Genomic DNA, 24,991 nt, shown 5'->3' on the forward strand with positions numbered 1-24,991 from the left:
GCCGGCGGCGACCTGCACGGCGACGAGCGCGGCGAGCCAGTCGTCGGCGATGCGGTGCGCGTCGGCGTCGGCGAGGGCGCCGGCCGGGTACGCGAACTCGGTCCGCAGCGCCGGCCCGTCCGGAGTGTCCACGGTGGACGCGTTGACCGCGAGCCGGTGCCGCACCGGCATGCGCGGGTCGGCGGTGGCGTGCGCGGGCGGCAGCTCGGGGGCGATCCCCCAGTCCCCGGCGTCACCGGCGGTGAAGCGGCCGAGATAGTTGAACAGCACCTCCGGTTCCTGGTGGGGCGTGCTTCCCCGGAGGTACCGCAGCAGCCCGTACCCGACGCCGCCGTCCGGCACCGACCGGAGCCGCTCCTTGACCCCGCGGACGACGGCGGCCACGCCACCGGCGGCGGCGGGGAGGCGGACCGGGTACTCGCTGGTGAACCACCCGACGGTCCGGACGAGGTCGGCGCCCGGCACGAGCTGCTCCTCGCGGCCGTGGCCCTCCAGCGCGACGAGCGGTTCGGCGGCGGCGCCCGTACGGCGGGCCAGCGCGAGCACGAGCCCGGCGAGCAGCACGTCCTGGACGCCGGCCCGGAACGTCTCGGGGACGGTGGTGAGCAGCGGCCCGGTGACCGACGGGTCGAGGGTGACGGTGATGCGCCGCAGGCCGCCCGCGGTGCCGGTGGTGGGGTCGACGGCGCGCCCGCCGAGCGCGGTGACCGGGCCGGCCAGCGCGGCCTGCCAGCGGTCCCAGTCGGCGGTGGCCGCCCGCAGGCCGGTGGCCCAGGCCCGGAACGGCGTGCCCTCCGGCCGCGGGGTCTCGCCCCGGGCGGCCGCGGCCAGGTCCTCGGCGAGGATGCGCCACGAGACGCCGTCGACGACCAGGTGGTGGGCCACGAGGAGCAGCCGGTCGCGGTCCGGGAACCACACCGTCTGCAGCATCACGCCGGCGGCCGGGTCGAGCCGGTCGGCCGCGGCCTCGCGTTCGGCGGTGAGGCCGGCGAGGTCGGCTCCGCGGACGGTCCGCAGCCGCGGGTCGACCGGGGCGTCCGGCACGTCGAGCGCCCACCGGCCGGCGTCGGTGAGCAGGCGGGCGCCGAGGAGGGCGTGCGGGGCGAGGGCGGTCCGCAGGACGCGGTCCAGCTCGGCCGCGTCGAGGCCGGCCGGGGTCCGGAGCAGGAGCGCCTGGGAGTACCGGCCGACCGGGGCGTCCAGCTCGCGCAGCCAGGCGATGACGGGCGTCTCGGGAACCCGGCCGTGCCCGGCCGCCGGCGCGTGGGCCGGTCCGTCCGCGACGGGCGCGGCGACCCGCGCCAGGGAGGCGACCGTCTGGTGCTCGAAGACGTCCCGGGGCGCGAGCCGCAGGCCGGCGTCGCGGGCCCGGGACACGAGCTGGATGGACAGGATGCTGTCGCCGCCGAGGGCGAAGAAGCCGTCGTGCCGCCCGACCGCGCCCGGCTCCAGCCCGAGCAGAGCCGCGAACAGCGCGGCCAGGGTCTCCTCGGCCGGGGTTCCGGGCCGCTCGGTCGCCGTCGCCGCCGCGGGGGCGGGCGCGGGCAGCGCGTCCCGGTCCACCTTGCCGCTCGCGGTGAGCGGCAGCGCGTCGAGCACCACCACGACCGGCACGATCGCCGCCGGGAGCACCGCCGCGGCGTGGTCGCGCAGTTCGGCGGCGGTGGCGGCGGAGCGCAGGACGGCGTAGGCGACCAGCGTCGCGTCGCGCTGGACGACCACCGCCTGGGCCACCGCCGGGTGGGTCTCGACGACGGCGGCGACCTCGGCCGGTTCGACCCGGAAGCCGCGGACCTGGACCTGGTCGTCGGTGCGGCCGAGGAACTCCAGCTGCCCGTCCGCGGTGCGCCGGACGAGGTCCCCGGTGCGGTAGAGGCGGGCGCCGGGGGTGTACGGGTCCGCGACGAACCGCTCGGCCGTCAGCGCCGGTCGGCCGAGGTAGCCGCGGGCGAGGCCGGTGCCGCCGAGGTACAGCTCGCCGGGGACGCCGGCCGGGACGGGGCGCAGCCGGGCGTCGAGGACGTGGGCGGTGCGGCCCGGGTCGGGACGGCCGATGAGGACCGGGGTGTCCGGGGTCGCAGGCCAGGTGGTGGCGGTGACGGTGGCCTCGGTGGGGCCGTACGCGTTGACCAGCCGGCGGCCGTCCGACCAGCGGCGGACCACGTCCGGCGGGGCGGCCTCGCCGCCGATGGTGAGCGTGACGCCCGCCGGGATCGCGCCGGCCGGGAGGGCGGCGAGCAGCGCGGGCGGCAGGTCGGCGTGGGTCAGCCGGGCCGCGGTGACGAACTCGCCGAGGGCCGCGCCGAGCCGGGCCTCCTCGGGCACCACGACGAGCGTGCCGCCGGAGAGGATCGACGCGGCCAGCTCGCTGATCGCGACGTCGACCGCCGGCGAGACGAACTGGGCGACGCGGGCGCCGGGGCCGGTGCCGAACGCGGCTCGGACGCCGGCCACGAGCGCGGTCAGGCCGGCGTGCGGGACCACGACGCCCTTGGGGCGGCCGGTGGACCCCGAGGTGAAGATGATGTAGGCGGCGTGCCCGGGCAGCACGGGCACGAGCGGCGCGAGCCGGTCGGCGTCGTCCGGGGCCGCGTCCGGGGCGTTGATGACCAGGACCGGGTTCGCGTCGGCGAGCTGCTGGTCGATGCGCGCCTGCGGGTGGTGGACGTCGAGCGGCAGCAGGCAGGCGCCGGACTTCGCGACGGCGAGGACCGCGACGACGAGGTCGGCCGAGCGCGGCAGCCGCACGGCGACGACCCGCTCCGGTCCGGCCCCGCCGGCGATCAGGCGCCGGGCGAGCCGGTCGGCGAGCGCGTCGAGGTCGGCGTAGGTGAGCGTGCGGCCGCCGTCCTCCACGGCGGGAGCGTCGGGCCGGGCCGCGACCTGCTCGGCGAACAGCTCGGCGAGGGTCCGCGGCGGCCCGTCGAGGGCCGCCCCGCGCAGCGGCGACCGCTCCGCGTCCAGCACGAGGTCCACAGTGGACAGCGGTGCGCCGGGGTGCAGCGTCACCGCCTCCAGCAGGCGCAGGAAGCGGGTGGCCAGCGCGGCGGCGGTCGGCGGGTCGAAGAGGCCGGTGCGGTACTCGATGCTGCCCTCGAGACCGGAGGGCCGCTCGGCGACGTCGAACGTGAGGTCGAACTTCGCCGTGCCCGTCGCCACCAGCCGCGGGGTCGCGCGGATGCCGGGGAAGCCGGCGACGTCGGGCAGGGCCGCCTGGTAGGAGACCATGACCTGGAACAGCGGGTGGTGGGCCAGCGAGCGCTGCGGGTTCAGCGCCTCGACCAGCTGCTCGAACGGCAGGTCCTGGTGCGCCAGCGCGGCCAGGTCGAGGGCGCGGACGCGGGCCAGCAACGCGGCGAACGACGGGTCGCCGGAGACGTCCGTGCGCAGGACGACGGTGTTGACGAAGAAGCCGACGAGCCGCTCCAGGGCGTCCTCGCCGCGGCCGGCGACCGGGGTGCCGAGGGGGATGTCGGTGCCCGCGCCGAGCCGGCTGAGCAGCGCGGCGACCGCGGCCTGCACGGTCATGAACAGCGTGACGCCGTGCTCGCGGGCCAGTTGCCGCAGGGCGTGCGAGAGGTCCGGCGGGATCGGGAAGGTGACCGTGCCACCGGCCGCGGACGCCCGGGCCGGGCGGGGACGGTCGGCCGGCAGCCGCAGCGTCTCGGGGGCGCCGGCGAGGGCCGCGCGCCAGTACGCGAGGTGCTCGTCCATCGGCAGCCGGGCCTGCCAGGCGGCGTAGTCGGCGTAGCGCACCGGCAGCGGCGCCCAGGCCGGCGCGCGCCCGGCGGCGCGCGCCGCGTAGGCGGTGACCAGGTCGTCGAGCATCGGCGTGAGCGACCATTCGTCGCCGGCGATGTGGTGCACGAGCAGCAGCAGGACGTGCCGGCCGGGTCCGGCCGTGAACACCGTGGCCCGCAGCGGGGTCTCGGTGGCGATGTCGAACGGGACCCGGACCGCGTCCTCGACCGCGCCGTCGGTCAGCGCGAGCACCGCGAGCCGGACGCCGGTCCCGCGGACGACCGGGACGGGCGCGCCGTCCCGGTCGGCGAAGACCGTGCGCAGCGGCTCGTGCCGGGTGACGAGGTCGGCCAGCGCGGCGCGCAGCGCGGCCAGGTCGAGCGGGCCGTCGAGGTCGAGCGCCAGCGGCAGGTTGTAGGTGGCGCTGGGCCCGTCGAGCCGGGACAGGAACCACAGCCGCCGCTGGGCGGGCGACATCGCGTTCCCGCCGGTGCCGGGCAGCAGCGCCGGCCGGTCGGAGGCCGCGCCGGCGGGGAGGCGTTCGGCCAGGCCGGCGACGGTCGGCGCGTCGAACACGTCGCGCAGCGCCAGGTCGGCGCCGAGGACCGCGCGGACGCGGGCGGTGACCCGGGCGGCCAGCAGCGAGTGCCCGCCGAGCGCGAAGAAGTCGTCGCGGGCGCCGACCGCGGGCACGCCGAGCACGTCGGCGAAGATCCCGGCGAGCAGCTCCTCGGCCGGCGTGCGGAACGCCTCGGTCGCCGGGGTCGCGGCCACGGGTGCGGGCAGCGCGCCCCGGTCGAGCTTGCCGTTGGGCGTGGTGGGCAGCGCGTCGAGCGCGACGAACGCGGCCGGCACCATGTAGTCGGGCAGCGCCTCGGCGGCCCTCCGGCGCAGGACGGCGACGTCCGGCAGCGGCCCGACGACGTAGGCGACCAGCCGCCGGTCGCCGGGCCGGTCCTCGCGCACGATCGCCACCGCGCGCTGCACCGCCGGGTCGGTCTCCAGGACCGCCTCGACCTCGCCGAGCTCGATCCGGAAGCCGCGCAGCTTCACCTGGTGGTCGACCCGGCCGAGGACGTCGAAGGTGCCGTCGGCGCGGCGGCGGGCGAGGTCGCCGGTGCGGTACATGCGCTCGCCGGCGTGGTAGGGGTCGGCGACGAACCGGGACGCGGTGAGGCCGGGCCGGCCGAGGTAGCCGCGGGCGACGCCGGCGCCGGCCAGGTACAGCTCGCCGGGGAAGCCGTCGGGCACCGGGCGCAGCGCCGCGTCGAGGACGTAGGCGCGGGTGTTCCAGATCGGGCCGCCGACGCCGACCGTGTCGTCGGTGAGCCGCTGGGCGGTCGACCAGACGGTGGTCTCGGTGGGCCCGTAGAGGTTGGTCACCTCGGCGGCGTGCTTGCGCAGCTCGGCGGCCAGCTCGGGCGGCAGCGCCTCGCCGCCGGCGAGCACCCGCAGCCCGCTGAGCGCCGGCGCCCCGCCGGGTTCGTCGACGAGGGCCCGCCACAGGGTCGGGGTGGCCTGCACGACGGTCGCGCCGGTCTCCCGCACGAGGGCGGTCAGTGCCGCCGGGTCCTGCACGGTCTCCTTCGGCGCGAGGACGACCGCGGCGCCGTCGAGCAGCGGGAGGTACAGCTCGAGCCCGGAGATGTCGAAGCTCACCGTGGTGACGGCGACGAGCCGGTCGGCCGGCCCGAGGGGCACCGTCTCGCGCATCGCGAGCAGGAAGTTCACCAGGTTCTCGCGGGTGACGACGACGCCCTTGGGGCGGCCGGTCGACCCCGACGTGTAGAGCACGTAGGCGGCGTCGTGCGGCCGGTGCTCGACGGGCGGGCAGGGGGCGTCGACGCCGGACAGCACGGAGAGCTCGGCCGGCGTGACCACGAGCGCGGGGGCGCTGTCGGTGACCATCCACTCCAGGCGGTCGGCCGGGAAGTCGGGGTCGAGCGGCAGGTAGGCGGCGCCGGTGCGCTGCACAGCGAGGAGCGTGACGAGCAGGTCGGCGGTGCGGGGCAGGCAGACGCCGACGATCCGGCCGGGCGCCGCGCCGCGCGCCGCGAGGGCCCCGGCGAGCGTCTCGACCCGGGCCGCGAGGTTCGCATAGGTCAGCGAGGCACCGCCCGGCGCGACCACGGCGACGGCGTCCGGGGTGCGGGCAGCCTGCGCGAGCCACAGGTCGGTGAGCCCGGCGGCGGGCAGCGCGCGGGTGGTGTCGTCGACGACCGGCCGGGCGAGGCCGAGCCGGCCGGTCGGCGTCTCCGGCGCCGCGGCGGCGAACGCCGCCAGCAGGTCGGCGAGGCGCGCGGCGTGCCCGTCGAGGGAAACCGAGGTGTAGCGGGCCGGGTTCGCGTCGAGCACGACCTCCAGGACGTCGCCGCCCCGGTCGTCGACGGTGATCGACAGGTCGTCGACCGGGCCGGCGGAGAGGTAGCGCGGGGTGCCTGTCAGGCCCGCGAAGGAGAGCGCCGCACCGAACGGCTTGATGTTGACCCACGGACCGACGAGCCGCCGATCGCCGCCGACGAGCCCGAGGTCGCGGCGGATGTCCTCACCGCGGTAGCGCTGATGACGGCGAATCTCGCGGATCTCGGCCGAGACGCGCCCGACGAGGTCGCCGATGGTGTCCGCGGGCGCGACCGGCACCCGCAGCGGCAGCACGTTGACCGCCGTGACCGGCACCTTCGCGGCGACCGAGCCGAGCCGGCCCATCATCGGCAGGCCGAGCACGGGCTCCGCGCTGCCGGTGAGCCGGTGCACGTAGACGGCGACGGCGGCGAGCAGCGCCTCGACCCGGGTGGCGCCGAGCCCGGTCAGGCCGCGGCCGGCCGCCGCCGGCAGCGTGATCCGGCGGCGCAGGAACGTCGGGCTCGGCCGGGCCGGGCCGGGGGCGAGCGCGGGCACCTCGACGCCGGCCAGGTGCGAGCGCCAGAAGTCGCGGTCGGCGGCGAAGCGCGGCGAGGCCCGGTAGGCGGCGTCCTCGGCGACGACGTCGCCCAGCCGGCCGAAGAAAGCTTCGCCGGGCAGTGAACCGTCCTCGGTGAGCGCGGTGTACACGGTGGCGAGGCGCTGCGAGAGGAGGGCGAACGTGTACGCGTCCATCACGATGTGGTGGCAGCGCTGGTACCACGTCCAGCGCCCGGGGCCGCGCCGGATGAGCGCCTGCGCGAACACGGGCCCGTTCGCGAGGTCGATCGGGGCTGCGAGGTCGGCGCGCAGCCACGCCTCGGCGGCGGCGTCGTCGAGGTCGAGGACCGTCAGCGCCCAGTCGAGCCGGTCGGCGACCTCCTGCACCGGGCCGTCGCCGGCATCGGTGAACCGGGCCCGCAGCGCGTCGGACTCGGCGACGACGGCGCGCAGCGCCCGCTCGAACCGCGCGGGGTCGAGCTCGCCGGCGATGTCGACGCAGGCGGCGGTGGTGAACGCCGGCCCGGGGTCGAGCTGCTGGGCGTACCAGACGCCGGCCTGGGCTCCGGTGAGGTCGAGACGGTCGGGCACGTGGGGGCTCCTCGCTGGTGGTGCGCGCAGCGCAGGCCCCGCCGCGCCGGACGGGCGCGACGGGGTGCGGTGAGGTCGGCGGCCGGCCGTCAGCCGGCCGCGTCCATCTGGGCGATCAGGCTCTTGGGGCGCATGTCGGTCCAGTGCGTCTCGACGTAGTCGAGGCACGCGGCCCGGCCCTCCTCGCCGAAGACGGCGGTCCAGCCGGCCGGCACGTCGGCGAACGACGGCCACAGCGAGTGCTGGCCCTCGTCGTTGACCAGGACGAAGTACCGGCCGTCGGGGTCCTCGAACGGGTTGGTCGTCATCGTGCCTCCTCCACCCGCGCGGCGGGCTCCAGCCAGGACAGCCCGTCGGGCGCGGGCACCAGCCCGCCGTCGAGCAGCGGCAGCTCGCGGGCGGCGGCGCCCTGGACGCCGCGGACCTGGATGTTGTTCATCTCCTGCATGACCTCCCGGACCACGGGGGTGCCGAAGAGGTGGTGCATGCGCTCCCCGGACGGCGTCTGCATGTCGCCGGTGCGCTCGACGGCGTCGGCCAGCGCGCCCGAGGAGTCGCGGAAGGCCGCGAGGGCGTTCTCGCCGGAGTGCACGCCGCCGACCAGGCTGACGAATGCCTCCAGGTCGGTGGTGGCGAAGTTGGTGACCTTGCGGGCCTTCCAGAAGTACGACTCCTCGTTGCTCTGCATGTCGTAGAACGCGGAGAGGAACTCGTAGAAGACCCGGTACTCGCGGCGGTACCGGCCCTCGAACTCGCCGAACGCGCGCTCCTCGGCGACGTCTCCGGCGAGGACGCTGTTGATCGACCGGGCGGCCAGCAGGCCGGCGTAGGTGGCCAGGTGCACGCCGGTGGAGAAGACCGGGTCGATGAAGCAGGCCGCGTCGCCGACGAGCGCCATGCCGGGCCGGTGGAAGGTGCTGTTGGTGTACGAGTAGTCCTTGCGGGTGCGCAGCTCGCCGTAGACGCCCTCGGTGACCCGCGTCGCGTCGGACAGGAAGTCCTTGACGATCGCGCAGCGGTCGACGAAGCCGAGCAGCGCCTGTTCCTGGTCGCCCTGCAGGCGCGCGGCGTGCTCCCGGCTGATCACGGCGCCCACGCTGGTCAGCGTGTCGGACAGCGGGATGTACCAGATCCAGCCCTCGTCGAACGCGGCGCAGAGGATGTTGCCGGAGTCGGGCGCGGGCAGCCGCTTGCCGCCCTCGAAGTAGCCGAAGAGCGCGATGTTGCGGAAGAACTCGGAGTAGACCCGCTCGCCGCCGACGTGCTGGTGGACCCGGCTGCGGTTGCCGGAGGCGTCGACGACGAACGCCGCGCGGACCTCGCGCTCGACGCCGTCCGGGTCGGTGTACCGCACGCCGCGGACCCGCTCCTCGTCGTCGACGACGCCGGTGACCGGGCTGTTCTCGCGCACGTCGACGCCGTGCCTCGCCGCGTTGCGCAGCAGGATCTCGTCGAACTTCATCCGCTCGACCTGGTACGCGTGCGACGTCGGGCCGGACAGCTCCGGCGCGATCGCGAACAGGAAGTTCCACGGCACCGGGTTGGTGCCCCAGCGGAAGCTGCCGCCGCGCTTGACGGTGAACGCGGCCCGCTCCAGCTCCTCGGTGACCCCGAGCAGGCGGCCGATGCCGTGCACGGTCGACGGCAGGAGGGACTCCCCGATCTGGTACCGCGGGAAGGTCTCCTTCTCCAGCAGCACGACCCGGTGTCCCCGCTTGGCCAGCAGCGTGGCCACGGTGGACCCGCCGGGTCCGCCCCCGACGACCACGACGTCGGTGTTCTCGATGATCGGGCTCAACGCTTCCCCTCCAGCAGGTCGAACCACGCGGCGACCGTCGGCTCCTGGGCCAGCTCGAGGTAGCCGGCCGCGAAGCCGGCCTCGCGCCAGCGGGTCGCCAGGCTCATCAACCGGATCGAGTCGAGGCCGAGGTCGATGAGGTTCTCGTCGTCGGCGAAGCTGCCGGGCTCCTCGGCGAGCACCTCGGCGACGTCGCCGCGCAGCTGTTCCAGGCTCATCGATGGGCTCAGGGGTGCGGTCATGCGGGGTTCCTTCGGTCCTTCGCGCGGGCGCACCGCGCTGCGGGCTTGCGCTCGGTCTGATGTGGACGCCCAGGCCTGCGGGGCGCCTCGGTCGGGTTGCCGGGGCCCGGGCGTTGCGACGATCCGCGTTCCGTGATCTCCAGACCCCCGCGGCGCCGGCTGTTCCCCCGCCTTCACCCGCCGCGTGGGCTAGTTAGGTTAGGCTAACCTGATTATTTCGCCCAAGTAAAGGCGCTTCAGCCCTCTTTTGGCGCCAGGCCGCAAAACAGCAGCGCAGCCCGCTTGTGACCGAGATCGCGCACGCCCAGCGACTGGAATCCGGCGCCGGCGAACATCCGCAGCGCGACCTCGTGCCGCTCGTCCGGGTCGGCCAGCACCCGCGGGCAGCGCGGGTCGGCCAGGAACAGGCCCTCCGCGACGGCCCGCACCAACGCCCGGCCCAGGCCCTGGCCGGTGCGGTCACGGTCCCCGATGGCGAGGTGGATGCCCAGGTCGTAGGGGTCGGCGGGGTACCGCAGCCCGACCACGTCGCGCGGGATGCGGTAGATCTCGACGTACGCGAGCGGCGAGCCCGCGTAGGAGACCAGGTACGGCCGCGAATGCTCGCCGGCCAGCTGCTCCGCGATCGCCCCGGCCCACCGGGCGGGCGGCCAGGCCTGCTGCCAGAACCGCTCCACGTGCGGCTCGTTCATCCACGCGCTGACCAGCCCGGCGTCGTCGGCCGTCAGCACCCGGGCCGCCCACGGGTCGGACAGCCGCGGGGCGGGCGGCGGCCCCGCCGCGACGACCGCCGCGGCGAGACCTGCCGTCACCTCACGCGTGGACACTCAGGAAGCCGCCTTGGCGGCGGTGGAGACGAGCGGCACGACGTTCTCGATGATGTACTGCACCGACAGCGGCGTCGGCGTGCGCAGCGACGAGAACTGGGCCTCGGTCAGCGCCACGTAGGCGCCGCGCTTGACCACGTTGAGGCTCTTGAACAGCGCGTTGCCCTCCAGCGCGGTCTTCAGCCCGTCCTCGGTGTAGTAGGCGAGCAGCACGTCGGCGTCGAGGACGCTGACCTTCTCCAGGCTCACCTGGACCGCGAACTCCTCGCCCGGCAGGCTCGCCACGCTCGGCGCGAGCGTCATGCCGAAGTCGTTGAGCATCTTCACCCCGGCGTCCTTGTCGGAGCGCAGGACGCCGACCGAGCCGGCCTCCCAGACCTGCGTGATGGCGAACTTCTTGCCGGCCAGCTCCGGGTGGTCGGTCTTGACCTTGGCGATCCTGCCCTCGACGTCGGTGACGATCTTCTCGGCCTCGGCCGTCCGGCCGACCGCCTTGGCGACCTGGCGCAGCGTGGTCTGCCACGGATCCTCGAAGGCGCCCGTCGTCTCGTACGCGGTGGTCGGGGCGAGCTTGCTGAGCTTGGCGTACTCGTCGTCGATGTAGTAGTCGCCGCCGGCCAGGATGAGGTCCGGGTTGAGCGCGGCGATCTTCTCGACGTCGAAGCCGGTGTCGCCGGCCGTCAGCACGGTCGGCGAGCCGGTGAGCCGCGGCTTGGCCCACGCCGTGACGCCGCCCTCGCCCGAGGACTCGGCGATGCCGACCGGCTGGACGCCGAGCAGCAGCAGCGCGTCGAGGTCCGCGTCCGAGAGCGCGACGATGCGCTTCGGGGCGGCGGACACGGTGGCCGTGCCGAGCTTGTGCGTCAGGCTGACCGGGTAGCTTGCCGCCGCGCCGGCCGAGGCCGGCGACGAGGGCTCCTCGGTGTCGCTGCCGCACGCACTGACCAGCGCGAGCGCGGTGGCGAGCGCGACGCCGGCCGCCGCGGCGCGACGGGCGGAGCGCAGGGAAAAGGCCATGGGGACCTCACAGTCGAAGTTAGGTTAGGCAAACCTAAGCTACGATCTCCCGCGAAGGCAAGGCCGGCGCCCTGCTGTGGTAAGGCTAACCTTCCATTGCCGTCCAGCGATACCTCGGAGGCGAAATATTCATGACGGCCACTCTCCGGCTCGCCCGGCCGGCGCGGTCCGGACGGTCCCGGCCCCGCCGCGGCGCGGCGCTCGCCGCCCTGGCCGCGGCCGTGGCCGCCGCCGTCGTGCTCAGCCTCGCGGTCGGTGCGCAGGCGCTCACCCCGGCCGAGGTCTGGCACGCGATCGTCGGGCCCGAGCCCGGCGCGCAGGCCACCGCGATCGTCCGCGACCTGCGCCTGCCCCGCACGATCCTGGGCCTGCTGGTCGGGCTGGCCCTCGGCGCGGCCGGCGCGCTGACCCAGGGCCATACCCGCAACCCGATCGCCGACCCCGGCCTGCTCGGCATCTCGGCCGGCGCCGCGTTCGCGGTCGTCATCGGCATCCAGCTCGGCGCGGACGCGCTCACCGGCTACGTCTGGTTCGCCTTCGCGGGCGCCCTGCTCGCCAGCGTCCTCGTCTTCGGCATCGCCGCCGGACGGCAGGGCGGACCCACCCCGGTCGCGCTCGCCCTGGCCGGCATGGCGATCAGCTCGCTGCTCTCGGCGTTCACCCAGGCGATGCTGCTGGCCGACGACGCCAGCCTCAACGTCTTCCGCTTCTGGGTGGTCGGCTCGCTGTCCGGGCGCGACGCCGGCGTGGCCGCCCAGGTGACGCCCTTCATCGCCGCCGGGCTGCTGCTGGCCCTGGTCAACGCGCCCGCCCTCAACGCCCTCGGCCTCGGCGAGGACGTGGCCCGCGCGCTGGGCCAGCGGGTGTTCGCCGCCCGGGCGGTCGGTGTGGCGGCGATCGTACTGCTGACCGGCGCGGCCACCGCCGCCTGCGGCCCGATCGGCTTCCTCGGCCTGGTGGTCCCGCACGCCGCCCGCGCGCTGACCGGCCCCGACCACCGCTGGCTGATCCCGTGCTCGGCGCTGACCGGCGCGGCGGCGCTGCTGGCCGCCGACGTCCTCGGCCGGGTCGTGGTCCGCCCGGCCGAGCTGCAGACCGGCATCGTCCTCGCCGCCGTCGGCGCCCCGTTCTTCATCGCCCTGGTCCGCCGCCGCCGCGGCGTGGTGCAGCTGTGACAGCCCTGCTGGTCCGGCCGGCCGGGCGCCGGCTGGTGCGCGCGGGCCGGCTCTCCACCACCGTCTCCGCCCGGTCCGTCGTGGTCGGTGCCGCCGGCCTGGTCGCCACCGCCGCGGTCGCCGTGGTGAGCATCGGTCAGGGCAGCTTCACGATCGCGCCGGCCGACGTCGTCGACGTGCTGCTCGGCGGCGGCACCGGGGCGCAACGGCTGGTCGTGCTCGACCTGCGGCTGCCCCGCATCCTCACCGCGCTGCTCGTCGGCGCGGCGCTGGCCGCCTCCGGTGCGCTGACCCAGACGTTCACCCGCAACCCGCTCGCCAGCCCCGACGTCCTCGGCGTCACCACCGGCGCGTCGCTGGGCGCGGTCGCCGTCATCGTGCTCGCCGGGCCGGCCTCCGGTGCGGTGCCCCTGGCCGCGCTGGCCGGCGGGCTGGTCGCGGCGACGCTCGTGTACCTGCTGGCCTGGCGGCGCGGCGTCGACGGCTACCGGCTGGTGCTCGTCGGCCTCGGCGTCGGCGAGATCGTGCAGAGCGGCGTGTCGTGGTTCCTGGTCCGGGCCGAGATCGTCGACGCCGCCCGGGCGACGGTGTGGCTCAACGGCTCGGTCGCCGGCGCGGAGTGGGCCCAGGTGCGGCCGCTCGCCGGCGCGCTCGCCGTCCTGCTGCCGCTCGCCGTGGCGACGTCGTTCACGCTGCAGGCACTGCAGTTCGACGACGACGTGACGCGGTCGCTCGGGGTACGGCTGCAACCGGCGCGCCTCGCGGTCGTCCTCACCGCCGTCGCGCTCGCCGCCGCGGCCGTCTCCGCCGCGGGGCCGGTCGAGTTCGTGGCGTTCGTGGTACCGCAGATCGCCCTGCGCCTGTGCGGCGGCTCGCGCCCGCCGCTGCTCGTGTCGGCGATCCTGGGCGCGCTGCTCGTCTCGGCCGCCGACCTGGCCGCCCGCACGGCGCTGCCCGACCGGGAGCTGCCGGTCGGGCTGGTGACCGCGATCGTCGGCGCCCCGTACCTGCTCTGGCTGCTGATCCGCACGAACCGAAGGGTGTCGGCATGACCGCACGGCTGCGCGCAAGCGGGTTGCGCCTCGGCTACGGCGACACCGTCGTCGTCGACGGCCTCGACCTCGACGTCCCCGACGGCGCGGTGACCGCCGTCGTCGGCCCCAACGGCTGCGGCAAGTCGACGCTGCTGCGCGCCCTGGGCCGGCTGCTGCGCCCGCGCGCCGGCGAGGTCCTGCTCGACGGCCGCCGGCTCGACCGCATCCCGACCCGCGAGGTGGCCCGCGCCATCGGCATGCTGCCGCAGAGCCCGGTCGCCCCCGACGGGCTCACGGTCGCCGACCTGGTGATGCGCGGCCGCCACCCGCACCAGAACTGGTTGCGCCAGTGGTCGAGGGCGGACCAGGAGATCGTGACCGAGGCGCTGGAGTGGACCGACATCCGCGACCTCGCGGACCGGCCGGTCGACACCCTGTCCGGCGGGCAGCGCCAGCGGGCCTGGATCTCGATGGCCCTCGCGCAGGGCACCGAGATCCTGCTGCTCGACGAGCCCACCACATACCTCGACCTGAACCACCAGATCGACGTGCTGGACCTGGTCGCCCGGCTGCACCGCGAGCGCGGCCGCACGATCGTCATGGTGCTGCACGACCTGAGCCTGGCCGCCCGCTACGCCGACCACGTGGTCGCCATGCGCGACGGCCGGATCGTCGCCCAGGGCCCGCCTTCGTCGGTGTTCACGGTCGACCTGCTGGCCGACGTTTTCGGCCTGGCCGCGCTCGTCGTCCCCGACCCCGCCACGGGCACCCCGCTCGTCGTCCCGCTCCCCCGCCCGGCTCGCGCCGAGTCCCCCGTTCCCGCCCCGGCGACATAGGGGAACACGAATGGTGCGGCAGCCTTTATAGTGGTACTGATCGATGGTTCCCATGCGTTCACATGGTGAATGTTTCGGGACGGATGCCGGTCTGCCACAAGTTACATAACCGGTAAATATGCATATCGATCACAGTTGGGGATGGCCGGTCGGACCTTCGGGTGCGATGATCGTGCAGGTTTCGAAATGCACGTTGCGAGCCGGCCCGGGCGCCGCGATGCCCGGGTCTGTGGGGGTGTTTGATGTCCACCGTCCAGGAGATCGCCGCGCGCAAAGCCGGCACCGTTGGGTTCCACCGGGCGGTGCCCCGGCTCGCCCGTGATCCGCTCGGCGCGCTCGTCGGCTTCGCCGAGCAGGCCGGCGGCGAGGTCGTCCGGGTCAACCTCGGCGCCTTCCGACCATACCTCGTCTCCAACCCGGCCCACGTGCAGCACGTGCTGCGCGACAACGCGGCGAACTTCACGCGCGACGGCAAGGGCATGCTCTGGCGTTCGGTCAAGCGGCTGTTCGGCGAGGGCATCCTGGCCGAGGGGCAGGTCTGGGCGGCGAGCCGCAACACGCTGCAGCCGCTGTTCACCGCCAAGCGGGTCGACGCGCTCGTCGACGGGCTGGCCGCGGCGGTCCACGAATCCGTCGCGCGGCTCGACGAGCCGGCCCGGGCCGGGACCGTGGTCGACATGGGCACCGAACTGTCGACGATCGTGTGCGGCGCCATCATGCGGGTGCTGTTCGCCGACAAGGTGACCGTGCCGGAGGCCCTGCGCATCGTCGAAGCGCAGAACACCATCGCCACCGCGATCGTCTTCCGGCTCGTCGTGCCGTTCGTGCCCAACGCGGTGCCGATGCCGGGCGACCGGCCGTTCCGCGACGCCGTGCAGCAGATCGACGACATCCTCCTGCCGATCGTGCGGACCGCCCGCGAGCGCGGCGGCGACGGCAACGACGGCGACGACATCATCTCGACGCTCGCGCGGGCGGTCGACGCCGAGGGCCGGCCGATCGACGAGCGGCAGGCCCGCAACGACACCGTAGCCATGTTCGCCACCACGACCGAGACCACATTCGGCGTGCTCACCTGGCTGTGGCCGATCCTGCAGGCCCACCCGCACGTGGCCGAGCGGCTCTACGAAGAGGTCGACCGCGTGGTCGGCGACGGGCCGATCACCCGAGCCCAGCTGGGCGAGCTGACCTACACCAAGATGGTCCTGGAGGAACTGCTGCGGCTGTACCCCGTGGGCTGGCTCATCCCGCGCGTCAGCGTCGCCGACGACGTCGTCGGCGGGGTGCACATCCCGGCCGGGTCCGACCTCCTCGCCAGCCCCTACATCACCCAGCGCATGGCCACGTTCTGGGACCGCCCGGACGAGTTCGATCCCGACCGCTTCGCCTCGCCGCGGGCCGAGCGGCGCCACCGCTACGCGCACTACCCCTTCGGCGGCGGGCCGCACCAGTGCCTCGGGCAGTACCTGTTCTACCTGGAGGCGCAGCTCATCGTCGCCACGATCCTCAGCCGGTTCCGCTTCCGGCTGGCCGATCCGGCGATCCCCGAGCCGCAGGTGGCGGCGTCGCTGCGGCCGAAGACGAAGGTCGAGCTGACGCTCCTGCCCCGCGACCGCGCCCTGATCTGAGCCGGGCCCGACATATGTCCACGATGGACGGAGCGCTCGGCGGCGAGCTGGCCGCCGCCGCCGAACAGGGCCGGATCTCCGGCCTGGCCGCCGGCGGCCAGCGCGACCTGCGGGCGACCGCCGCCGCCTACCCCGAGCTGTTCCCGGCGAACCCGTTCGACCCGGCGGTGTTCGGCACGATCGCCCTGGCCACCGCGTTCGGCGCGCCGTGGTGCACCCGCGAGCAGCTGCGCATCGCCAACCTGACGGCGCTGTGGGTGTTCGCCGCCGACTGGCGGATCGACTACCTCGCGCGCGCCACCGACGACGTCGACGGCGTGGTCGAGCGCTGCCTGTCCACCGCCGACGGTGCCGAGCCCGACGCCGGCGACCACCTGTCGCGGTTGCTCGCCGCCATCCGCGACGAGCTCGCGGCCGCGCCGTCGTTCGCGGCGCACCGGCCCGCCTGGCGCGAGGAGCTGCGGCGGATGCTCGCCGCGATGCGCCGCGAGTGGGCCTGGAAGTCCGCCCGCACGCTGCCCGATCTCGAGGTGTACCTCGACAACGCCGACAACTTCGGGTCGTCCTGGGTCAACGTGTCGCACTGGCTCGTCGCCGGCGAGCCCGGTGCCCTCGACCACCTGCCGGCGCTGACCGCGGCCGGGCGCGAGGTCCAGCGGGTGCTGCGCCTCGTCAACGACCTCGCCACCTACGAGCGCGACGTCGGCTGGGGCGACCTCAACGCGCTGCTGCTCGGCGCCGACCGCGACGAGGTCGGCCGGCTCATCGGCAAGCTCGCCCGGCAGGCGCTCGGCACCGCGGAGACGCTCGCCGGGCGCTGCCCGCAGGAGGCGGCGTACCTCGCCCGGCAGATCGGCTTCAGCACCGGCTTCTACCGGGTGACGGACTTCTGGGGCGAACTGTGAGCGTCGACGAGGTCGCCCCGGCCGGGCACTACGTCGCGCCCGGCCCGGAACATGAGGTACTCGACCTCCTCGAAGGCCTGGCGAAGGAGCCTTGGGGGCAGGTGTCCGCCTCGGTCTACGAGACCGCCCGGGTGGCGAGCCTGGCGCCGTGGGTGCCGGGCCAGGCCGAGCGGTTGCGGTTCCTGCTCTGCGCGCAGCGGCCCGACGGCGGCTGGGGGCCGCCGGGCGGGTATGCGGTCGTGCCGACGCTCAGCGCGACCGAGGCGCTGCTGACGGCCGGTCCCCGCCCGGCGGCCGAGCGGGGGCTGCGGTTCCTGCGCCGCCTGCTGCCGGCGGCATCGTCCATTCCGGACACTCCGGCCGCCGACCTGATCGTGCCGGCGCTGGTCGAGCGGATCAACGAGCGCGCCGGGGAGGCACTGCCACTGCCGGCGGGCATCGACGGCCGCCGACTGTCCGCCGTCCGGCAGTACTTCCGCAGTGGCGCCGAGGTGCCGGAGAAACTCCTGCATGCCCTGGAGGTCCTCGGCGAGTCGGCCCGCGACGCGGCCGGGGTGCGGCCGGTCGGGCCCGGCGCCGTCGGGGCCTCGCCCGCCGCGACCGCCGCGTGGCTCGGCGCTCCGCGGGCGCCGGCGGCCGTCACGTACCTCGGCGCCGCCGCCCGCCGCCACGGCGGCCCGGTGCCCTGCGCCACCCCGATCACCGTGTTCGAGCGGGCCTGGGTGCTCGGCGGGCTGGCCCGGGCCGGCGTGCCCTTCGCCGCGCCGGCCGGGCTCGTCGCCAGCCTCACCGCGGACTGGGGACCGTCCGGCACGGCCGCCGGGCCCGGCCTGCCGGCCGACGCCGATACCACGGCCGTCGTCCTGTTCGCGCTCGGCGAGCTCGGGCACCCGGCCGACCCCGACGTGTTACAGCAATATGACGTCGGTGAATCCTTCTGTACCTGGCCCGGCGAGGACGGCTCGTCGGTCACCACGAACGCACACGTGCTGGACGCATACGGCGTTTCCGGGCGGCGCGACGTCGTCGACCGGCTCGCCCGATGGCTCTGCGGGCAACAGCGCGACGACGGATCCTGGCACGACCGGTGGCACAGCTCGCCGTACTACGCGACCGCCTGCTGCGTGCTCGCGCTGGCCCGCTTCGGCCGGGGGCCGGAGGTCACCGCCGCGATCGCCCGGGCCGCCGAGTGGGTGGCCGCGACCCGGCGCCACGACGGCTCCTGGGGCCGCTGGGGCGGGACCGCCGAGGAGACCGCCTACGCGGTCCACGTGCTGCTCGCGCCGGGTGCGGGCGGCTGGCCCGGGCTCGGGGCGACCGAGCGCTACCTCGCCGAGCGCCGGCACACCGACCCGCCGCTCTGGCACGACAAGGACCTCTATGCACCGCATGCGATCATCCGGGCCGCGGTGCTGGCCGCGCGGCGGTTGATGCTTCGTAACAGAAATTGACCCTGTTCGAGTTGGAATGCGCGGCGGGAAGTTGCTAGCGTGCGTCGGTGTCCCGGCGCGGGGAGTGTCCGAGGTGAATACATCGCGCCGCCGGACACGTTCGAGACTGCCGACTGGGACGGTGTGATGGCTTCCCGCAGTTCACGGCTCCGCACCAAGATTACGGCGCTCCTGGTGTCGCTGACCGCCCTCTGGGCGTTCGCCGCCTGGGTGACGCTGCGGGACGGTGTCAACCTTCTCTGGGTCCAGACCTACAACAGCAAGATCTACGACCCGAGCGAGCCGCTGCTGCTCGAGCTGCAGACCGAGCGGCGCATGTCGGTGGTGTATCTCGGCGCCCCGGGCGCCGGCCGGCCCGCGGACCTCGACACCCAGCGCCGCAAGGTCGACGAGCTGGCCGCGGAGTTCCGCCGGTCGGCCCAGGACCGGTGGGCCCGCTGGGCCGCCGACGCCGACCTGGAGCGGCGGGTCGCCGACGTGCTGACCGGCCTCGACGGGCTCGGGGACACGCGGTCGTCGGTCGACGGGCGCACCGTCGACCGGGCCGCCGCGGCCGGCACCTACACCGACGTCATCGAGTCGATCTTCCAGGTGTACTACTCGCTGGGCAAGCTCGACGACCAGGCCATCGCCGACGACACCGTCACGCTGATCCAGCTCAACGAGGTCCGCGAGATCGTCTCGCAGGAGGACGCGCTGCTCGCCGGCGTGCTCGCCGCGAACCGGTTCACCGACGTGGAGTACGCGCGCTTCACCCAGCTCGTCGGCGCCCAGCGCTTCCTCGCCGGCCACGTCGCCGGGAAGCTGCCGGCCGCCGACCGGGCCCGCTACGACGCGATGACCGAAACCACCGAGTTCATCCGGTTCCGCACCATCGAGGACCAGATCGTCGCCGGCTCGCGCACCTCGCTGAGGCTCCCCGTCGATGCCGCCGGCTGGCAGGCCGCGGCCACGGCCGCCCAGTCGCAGATCCTCGACGTCGTGCTCAAGGGCGGCGACTCGGTCGTGGAGCGGGCCACCCCGGTCGCGGCCTGGGTCATCGTCCGCCTGCTGCTCGCCGCCGGCCTCGGCCTCCTCACGGTCATCGCCTCGATCATCGTGTCGATCACCACCGCCCGGGCGATGCTGCGCCAGCTGGAGCGGCTGCGCGACGCGGCCCGGCGGCTCGCGACCGAGCAGCTGCCCGGCGTCGTCTCCCGGCTCAGCCGCGGCGAGGTGGTCGACGTCAAGGCCGAGGCGCCGCCGCTGGAGTTCGGCAACGACGAGATCGGCCAGGTCGGGCAGGCGTTCAACGCGGTGCAGGAGACCGCGATCCGCGCCGCGGTCGAGCAGGCCGAGCTGCGCCGCAGCGTCCGCGACGTCTTCCTGAGCATCGCCCGGCGCTCCCAGTCGCTCATCCACCGCCAGCTCACCCTGCTCGACGGCATGGAGCGGCGGGAGAGCGAGGCGGTCAAGCTCGACGACCTGTTCCGCGTCGACCACCTCGCCACCCGCATGCGGCGCAACGCGGAGAACCTCATCGTGCTGGCGGGCGCGAGCCCGGGCCGCGTCTGGCGGCGCACCGTCCCGATGGTCGACATCGTCCGCGGCGCGATCGCCGAGGTCGAGGACTACGCCCGCGTGACCGTGTTCCCGATCGGCCAGGTCGAGCTGGCCGGCCGCGCGGTCAGCGACGTGATCCACCTGGTCGCCGAGCTCGTCGAGAACGCGCTGTCGTTCTCGCCGCCGCACACCGAGGTCCACATCAAGGGCCAGCTCGTCGGCAACGGCTACGTCCTGGAGGTCGAGGACCGGGGCCTGGGCATCGCGCCCGACGAGCTCGCCGAGCTCAACGCACGCATCGCCAGCCACCCCGAGTTCAACCTGACCAGCGCCGCCCGGCTCGGCCTGTTCGTGGTGAGCCGGCTCGCCGAGCGGCACGGGATCCGGGTCCAGCTGAAGGAGTCGGCGTATGGCGGCACGACCGCGGTCGTGCTGATCCCGCCGAACCTGCTCGGCGGGGTCGACCTGCCCGTGGACGCCGATCCCGGCACCAACGGCGCGATCCCGGCGAGCGTGCGCGCCACCGCCACCGTCCAACTGGACCGGATGCTGGAGGGGATTGTTGACACCACGCCGACGACCAGCGCCCGCAGCTCCGTCGCACTTGCTGAGCGGCCCGCGCTGCCCGAGCCGGAAGCCGCCGGACCGGTGAGCGTGGTGCCGCCGGTTCCCGAGCCCGACCCGCTCGCGGACAGCTCCTACACCCCGCACGGGCTGCCGGTCCGGGTGCGGCAGGCCAACATCGCCGCCCCGCTGCGCGACGACGACGACGGCGGCGGCGAGCCGCCGATCGAGCCGCCGCTGCCCGCGGTGACCGACCCGGAGCAGGTCCGCAGTCGCATCTCGTCGTACCAGGAGGGCACAAGGCGCGGCCGCGCCGACCTGCCTCCACCCGCCGCCGATCCCGCACAGCCCGACGCCTGAGGTAAGGGGACACCTGTGGTGCAGAAGACTGCGGCCAATGCCGACCTGACCTGGCTGCTGGACGACTTCGTCGCTCGCATCGACCAGGCACAGCACGCGATCGTGCTCTCCGTCGACGGCCTGCTGAAGGCGTCGTCACAGAAGCTCGGCCAGGACGATGCCGAGCACCTGTGCGCGATCGCGGCCGGCATCCAGAGCCTCGCCCGCGCGGCCGGCAAACGGTTCGACGGCGGGCCGCTGCAACAGACGATCGTCGAGATGAAACGGGCGTCGCTGCTCGTCACGGCGGCCGGCGACGGTTCCTGCCTGGCGGTGCTGGCCACCGAGGAAGCTGACCTCGGCCTGCTCGCTTACGAGATGGCCATGCTGGTCACGCGCGCCGGGAAGTACCTCGGCTCCCCGCCCCGGCTGAACGAGGCGGCCGAGGAGGCGCGGTGACCGGGCCCGAGGAGTGGGTCGACGACCACGCGGGGCCGGTCGTACGGCCCTATGCGATGACCCGTGGGCGCACGCAGCCGGTGCGGGGCACGTTCGACCTCATCTCGCTGGTGACGGCCGCGGTGACGACGGCGGCGCCCGAGGTCGGCATGGAGCCCGAGCACCTCTCCATCATCCGCATGTGCCAGCGGCCCCTGTCGGTGGCCGAGCTGGCCGCTTATCTCGACCTGCCGCTCGGCACCGTCCGGGTCATGCTCGGCGACCTGCTCGACCGGCGGCTCGTACTGGTGCGTGAACCCCACCCAGCCGGGACGCGTCCCGACGCGGACATCATCGAGGCGGCGATCAATGGCCTACGGGCACTCTGACGGCGTCCCCACCGCGATCAAGATCCTCATCGCGGGCGGGTTCGGCGTGGGCAAGACCACGATGGTCGGCGCGGTCAGCGAGACCGGCCCGCTGCGGACCGAGGAGGTCCTGACCGAGACGGGCGCAGGCGTCGACAGCCTGACCGGCGTCGAGCAGAAGTCGACGACGACGGTCGCCCTGGACTTCGGCCGGATCACCATCAACGAGCAGCTGGTGCTGTACTTGTTCGGCACGCCGGGCCAGGACCGCTTCTGGTTCATCTGGGACGAGCTCGCCCTGGGCGCCACGGGCGCGGTGGTCCTGGCCGACACGCGGCGTCTCGCGGACTGCTTCCCGTCGGTAGACTACTTCGAGCGCCGGGGCACACCGTTCATCATCGCGGTGAACTGCTTCGACGGCGCCCGCCAGTACGACGTGGGCGAGATCAAGCTCGCCCTCAACCTGGAGTCGGACGTGCCGATCATGCTGTGCGACGCACGCGACCGGCAGTCGGGCAAGGACGTGCTCATCACGCTGCTCCGCCACGCGGGCAGCGCACGGGCCCGCGTCCCGGCCTGACCCCCGGGGCCTCCGGCGCGGGCGCCACGCCATTTCTCCGCACGGCTTGCCGGCACGGGCGCTACGCGGCTTGCCGGCACGGGCCCTACGCGGCTTGCCGGCACGGGCGCTACGCGGCTTCCCGGCGCGAGCGCTACGGGGCTTCCCGGCACGGGCGCCCGCCCCGCGTCTGGCCGGGCGCCCGTCTCACGCCTCGCCAGGCGCCCGTCTCGCGTCCTTGGCTGGCCGCGGTGCCGCTCCACGCCCCACCTCTAGCGCGGCGTCCGACCCACAGACGTTGGTCGATCTACCCTCGGTTGAATCTTGGCGGCGTGAGGGTAGATCGACCGTCGTCACGTCGAGTCGGCTCGACGCCGGAGCGGGCGGCTGGCTCCCGGCCGCGGCGTCCAGGCCACCGGTGGGCGTTTGGCCTGCTCGCGGCGCGTCCGAGCGGGGCGTCTAGGCTGCTGGTCGTGCTTGCCGACCTGCTTTCCCGATACCAGGCCGCCGACCCGGCCGAGGCCGCGGATGTCGACCGCGTACGGTCGCTGCTGGCCTCCACCGACGACCCGTGGACCCGCGCGATCCCGCTCCACGTGACCGCCTCGGCCCTGGTCGTCCACCCGCCGACGGCCCGGATCCTGCTGCGGTGGCACGAGCGGCAGCAGGCCTGGCTGCAGGTCGGCGGCCACGGCGACCCGGGCGAGACCGACCCGGTGGCGGTGGCGCTGCGCGAGGGCGCCGAGGAGACCAATCTCCCGGACCTGGCCCCGTGGCCGGACGCCGGGATCGTCCACGTCGTCATCGTCCCGGTGAACGCCAAGGGCGACGAGCCGGCGCACGAGCACGCCGACCTCCGGTTCGTGCTCGCCACCGCGACCCCCGACGCCGCCCGCCCCGAGAAGCCGGACGCCCCGCTGCGCTGGCTCACGGTCCCGGAAGCGCTGGAGGCGTCGACCAAGCCCAACCTCCGCGAGACGATCACGCGGGTCGCCCGCCGCTTCCCCGCCGCCTGACCGTGGGAACGGCCACGGGCTTTCCGTGGCCGTTCCCCGCCTCGGTGAACACGTCGCCGGTCGTCAGCCGCCCGTGAAGGTGGGCTGCGTGCCGCACTTCGCCTTCGCGGTGAGGCAGACGCGCACGAGGGGGCCGAGGTTCTCGGGCTTCCAGGCGTTCATGAAGTCGCCGTGCATCGACGATGCCATGCCCGACGACAGGGCGAGGCCGTCGCCGCCCAGGGAGTCGTAGTTGACCATGAACGAGAGGTTCGGGACGGCGACCGGGTACTGACCCGCGCACTTGCCGCCCTGCATCGGGCCCATGTGGGACCTGTGGTCGGGCGAGTCGATGTGCTTGCCGTCCCAGCAGTCCTGGAACACCAGCTGGAAGATGAGGTTGCCGCCCGGCGCGCAGACCGGCCAGTTGCCGTCGGCGCTGCGGCCGGTCTCGGCGCTGCCCGCGCACCAGAACTGGCCGCTGGCGCCCTTCGGCGTGGCCACCTGCCGCTTCGCGTCACCGTGCACCATGACCAGGCCGGGTGGGAACGGGACGGTGACGGAGGGGTCGGCGAGGCGGGATCCGTAGTACACCCGGAAGCTCTTGATCTTGACCGGCTGCCCGTTCCGGAGCAGCTGCGGCACCCAGTAGGCGCTGTTGTCGCCCGGTGCGTTGCAGTTGGTCTTCTGCGCGAACAGGTCGGCGGGCCTGGTGGCCGCGGTGACGGCCGGGCCGAAGAACGTGTGCTGGTGCGAGGCGCCGGCCAGGCCGGGGAAGACGATCGGGTCGTCGGGTGCCTCGTTCGCAACCGAACAGTCGGTGTGGAACTCGGCGACGCGGGTCGTGCCGGCCGGGACGGGCAACTGCTTGATCGCGTTGAACGCGTCGAGCTCGCGTTGCCAGGCGGCCTGGTCGACGGGTACCCAGCCGGCCTGCGGCGGCGCCGCCGATGTGGACGCGGTCGGGGTGGCACTGGTGGGCGCGGCGGTGGTCGGCGGCGCGACGGTGGCCGTGGCCGGCGGCCGGGTCGCCCCGGTGCCGAGGGTAAAATAGTTAATGTTGACGAAGTCCGCGGCCTGCGCGCTCTTCATGACCGCGACCAGGGTCTGCTTGCCGGCCGGCACGCTGCGGGCCTTGGCGGTGACGGTCGTCCAGCGTTGCCAGCCGCCGGTCGCCTTGACCGGGAAGGTGGCGAGGAGTTCGCCGGTGGGCGAGCCGAGGTGCAGCTCGATCGAGCCACCGGCCGGGTTCTGGGCGGCGATCCGCGCCGTGAGGTCCGCGCCGCCGATGGTGATCCCGTCGTACCGCAGCCAGTCCCCGTCGGCCAGCCAGCCGACGTTGCGGCCGCCGCCGGCGTCGGCGGTGTTCTCGGTGCGCGCTCCCGAGTGCGCGGCGTAGCTCTCCGCTTCCAGCCGCACCCCGCCCGCGCCGATCTCGTCCGCGCTCGCGGTGGCGATGTAGATCCCGGTCGCCGCGACGGCGAGCGCAAGCGCACTCCCGAGCAGCACCCGCCCGCGACGTTTCGTTCCGAATCCTTTCACGCGGCGAGTATGCGCAGCTCAACCGGCTTACTTCAACAAATAAAGAAAGAATTGCGACGGCCTCCGGACAGCACCGCAGGTCCGGCTCGGGACTTCGTTCGATTACATTTTTTGGGACCTTGAATCGTTAATTTTTGCTTAGCCGCGGTGACGATGCCCGATCAAACCGATCGGCGGCCTCAAGCGGCTCACGCTCACGGTCGGTGGGGTCGCACAGAGGAGCGCCGGGCTCGGGGCGAGCGGATCGGCAGCGGCCGGCTCCGGACGTCGTGACGGGCGGCCACGGAGCGAGCAGACCGGCAGCACCCGGCTGCGGACCTCGTGACGGACGGCCGAGGGGCGAGCGGATCGGCAGCGGCCAGCTGCGGGAGCCCGCGTGACGGGCGGCCGCGGAGCGAGCGGACCGGCAACGGCCAGCTGTGGGAGCCCCGTGACGGAGCCTCGCGTCCCGGCCCGGCGGAAGACGGGACAAGCCGCTGCAGCCCAGGGCGATCCGAT

18 protein-coding genes (1 of these 18 running past the window's edge) are annotated in these 24,991 nt (G+C 74.5%); 11 read left to right on the forward strand and 7 right to left on the reverse strand.

The window, feature by feature from the left end; translation table 11 throughout:
- From IEZ31_RS01940 to IEZ31_RS55995, 6 genes are all read right to left on the reverse strand, one after another.
- Nucleotides 1–7,233: the 5' end (the start) of a non-ribosomal peptide synthetase gene (locus IEZ31_RS01940; RefSeq protein WP_190247930.1), read on the reverse strand. It extends 7,518 nt beyond the left edge of the window; only the first 7,233 of its 14,751 coding nucleotides appear in the window; its start codon is at nt 7,231–7,233; its stop codon lies off the left edge, out of view.
- Between the two features lie 89 nt (nt 7,234–7,322).
- Nucleotides 7,323–7,541 (reverse strand): MbtH family protein, encoded by a 219-nt coding sequence (locus IEZ31_RS01945; protein ID WP_190247931.1) that lies wholly within the window; start codon nt 7,539–7,541, stop codon nt 7,323–7,325.
- Nucleotides 7,538–9,031 (reverse strand): tryptophan 7-halogenase, encoded by a 1,494-nt coding sequence (locus IEZ31_RS01950; RefSeq protein ID WP_190247932.1) that lies wholly within the window; start codon nt 9,029–9,031, stop codon nt 7,538–7,540. The genes IEZ31_RS01945 and IEZ31_RS01950 overlap by 4 nt, the downstream gene beginning before the upstream one ends.
- Entirely contained in the window at nt 9,028–9,273 is a 246-nt protein-coding gene (locus IEZ31_RS01955) for a phosphopantetheine-binding protein (protein WP_190247933.1), read from the reverse strand. Before IEZ31_RS01955 ends, IEZ31_RS01950 begins: the two co-directional genes overlap by 4 nt.
- 236 nt (nt 9,274–9,509) lie before the next feature.
- Nucleotides 9,510–10,100 carry a GNAT family N-acetyltransferase gene (locus tag IEZ31_RS01960; RefSeq protein WP_229833976.1) on the reverse strand — a complete coding sequence of 197 codons (591 nt, stop codon included), beginning with the start codon at nt 10,098–10,100 and terminating at the stop codon, nt 9,510–9,512.
- Complete coding sequence (locus IEZ31_RS55995; protein ID WP_229833977.1) at nt 10,101–11,117, reverse strand: ABC transporter substrate-binding protein; 1,017 nt, start codon at nt 11,115–11,117, stop codon at nt 10,101–10,103.
- Nucleotides 11,118–11,248: 131 nt separating this feature from the next.
- Here IEZ31_RS55995 and IEZ31_RS01965 point away from each other — a divergent pair, with 131 nt between their 5' ends.
- From IEZ31_RS01965 to IEZ31_RS02010, 11 genes are all read left to right on the forward strand, one after another.
- Nucleotides 11,249–12,292 carry a FecCD family ABC transporter permease gene (locus tag IEZ31_RS01965; protein WP_190247934.1) on the forward strand — a complete coding sequence of 348 codons (1,044 nt, stop codon included), beginning with the start codon at nt 11,249–11,251 and terminating at the stop codon, nt 12,290–12,292.
- Nucleotides 12,289–13,344: a FecCD family ABC transporter permease gene (locus IEZ31_RS01970; RefSeq protein ID WP_190247935.1), complete on the forward strand. Its 1,056-nt coding sequence runs from the start codon at nt 12,289–12,291 to the stop codon at nt 13,342–13,344. Before IEZ31_RS01965 ends, IEZ31_RS01970 begins: the two co-directional genes overlap by 4 nt.
- Entirely contained in the window at nt 13,341–14,162 is an 822-nt protein-coding gene (locus IEZ31_RS01975; protein WP_190247936.1) for an ABC transporter ATP-binding protein, read from the forward strand. The genes IEZ31_RS01970 and IEZ31_RS01975 overlap by 4 nt, the downstream gene beginning before the upstream one ends.
- Before the next feature lie 242 nt (nt 14,163–14,404).
- Nucleotides 14,405–15,790: a cytochrome P450 gene (locus IEZ31_RS01980; protein ID WP_190247937.1), complete on the forward strand. Its 1,386-nt coding sequence runs from the start codon at nt 14,405–14,407 to the stop codon at nt 15,788–15,790.
- A gap of 23 nt (nt 15,791–15,813) precedes the next feature.
- A complete protein-coding gene (locus IEZ31_RS56000) occupies nt 15,814–16,695 on the forward strand; it encodes a terpene synthase family protein (protein ID WP_229833978.1) in 882 nt (293 codons plus the stop codon).
- Nucleotides 16,692–18,146 (forward strand): prenyltransferase/squalene oxidase repeat-containing protein, encoded by a 1,455-nt coding sequence (locus IEZ31_RS01985; protein WP_229833979.1) that lies wholly within the window; start codon nt 16,692–16,694, stop codon nt 18,144–18,146. Before IEZ31_RS56000 ends, IEZ31_RS01985 begins: the two co-directional genes overlap by 4 nt.
- Nucleotides 18,147–18,272: 126 nt before the next feature.
- Entirely contained in the window at nt 18,273–20,612 is a 2,340-nt protein-coding gene (locus IEZ31_RS01990; protein ID WP_190247938.1) for a sensor histidine kinase, read from the forward strand.
- A gap of 15 nt (nt 20,613–20,627) precedes the next feature.
- On the forward strand, nt 20,628–21,050 hold the full coding sequence (locus tag IEZ31_RS01995) for a roadblock/LC7 domain-containing protein (RefSeq protein ID WP_190247939.1): 423 nt from the start codon (nt 20,628–20,630) through the stop codon (nt 21,048–21,050).
- 56 nt (nt 21,051–21,106) lie between these two features.
- Nucleotides 21,107–21,418: a DUF742 domain-containing protein gene (locus IEZ31_RS02000; protein ID WP_190248052.1), complete on the forward strand. Its 312-nt coding sequence runs from the start codon at nt 21,107–21,109 to the stop codon at nt 21,416–21,418.
- A complete protein-coding gene (locus IEZ31_RS02005) occupies nt 21,399–21,977 on the forward strand; it encodes a GTP-binding protein (RefSeq protein ID WP_190247940.1) in 579 nt (192 codons plus the stop codon). The genes IEZ31_RS02000 and IEZ31_RS02005 overlap by 20 nt, the downstream gene beginning before the upstream one ends.
- 452 nt (nt 21,978–22,429) lie before the next feature.
- Nucleotides 22,430–22,972, forward strand: coding sequence for an NUDIX hydrolase (locus IEZ31_RS02010; RefSeq protein WP_229833980.1), 543 nt, complete (start codon nt 22,430–22,432; stop codon nt 22,970–22,972).
- 63 nt (nt 22,973–23,035) lie between these two features.
- On the opposite strand, the gene IEZ31_RS02015 is transcribed toward IEZ31_RS02010, so the two are convergent.
- Entirely contained in the window at nt 23,036–24,493 is a 1,458-nt protein-coding gene (locus tag IEZ31_RS02015) for a DUF1996 domain-containing protein (RefSeq protein WP_190247941.1), read from the reverse strand.
- Nucleotides 24,494–24,991 lie beyond the last annotated feature (498 nt).

Origin of the sequence: Dactylosporangium sucinum (assembly GCF_014647515.1) — a bacterium.
Taxonomy (GTDB): Bacteria; Actinomycetota; Actinomycetes; order Mycobacteriales; family Micromonosporaceae; genus Dactylosporangium; species Dactylosporangium sucinum.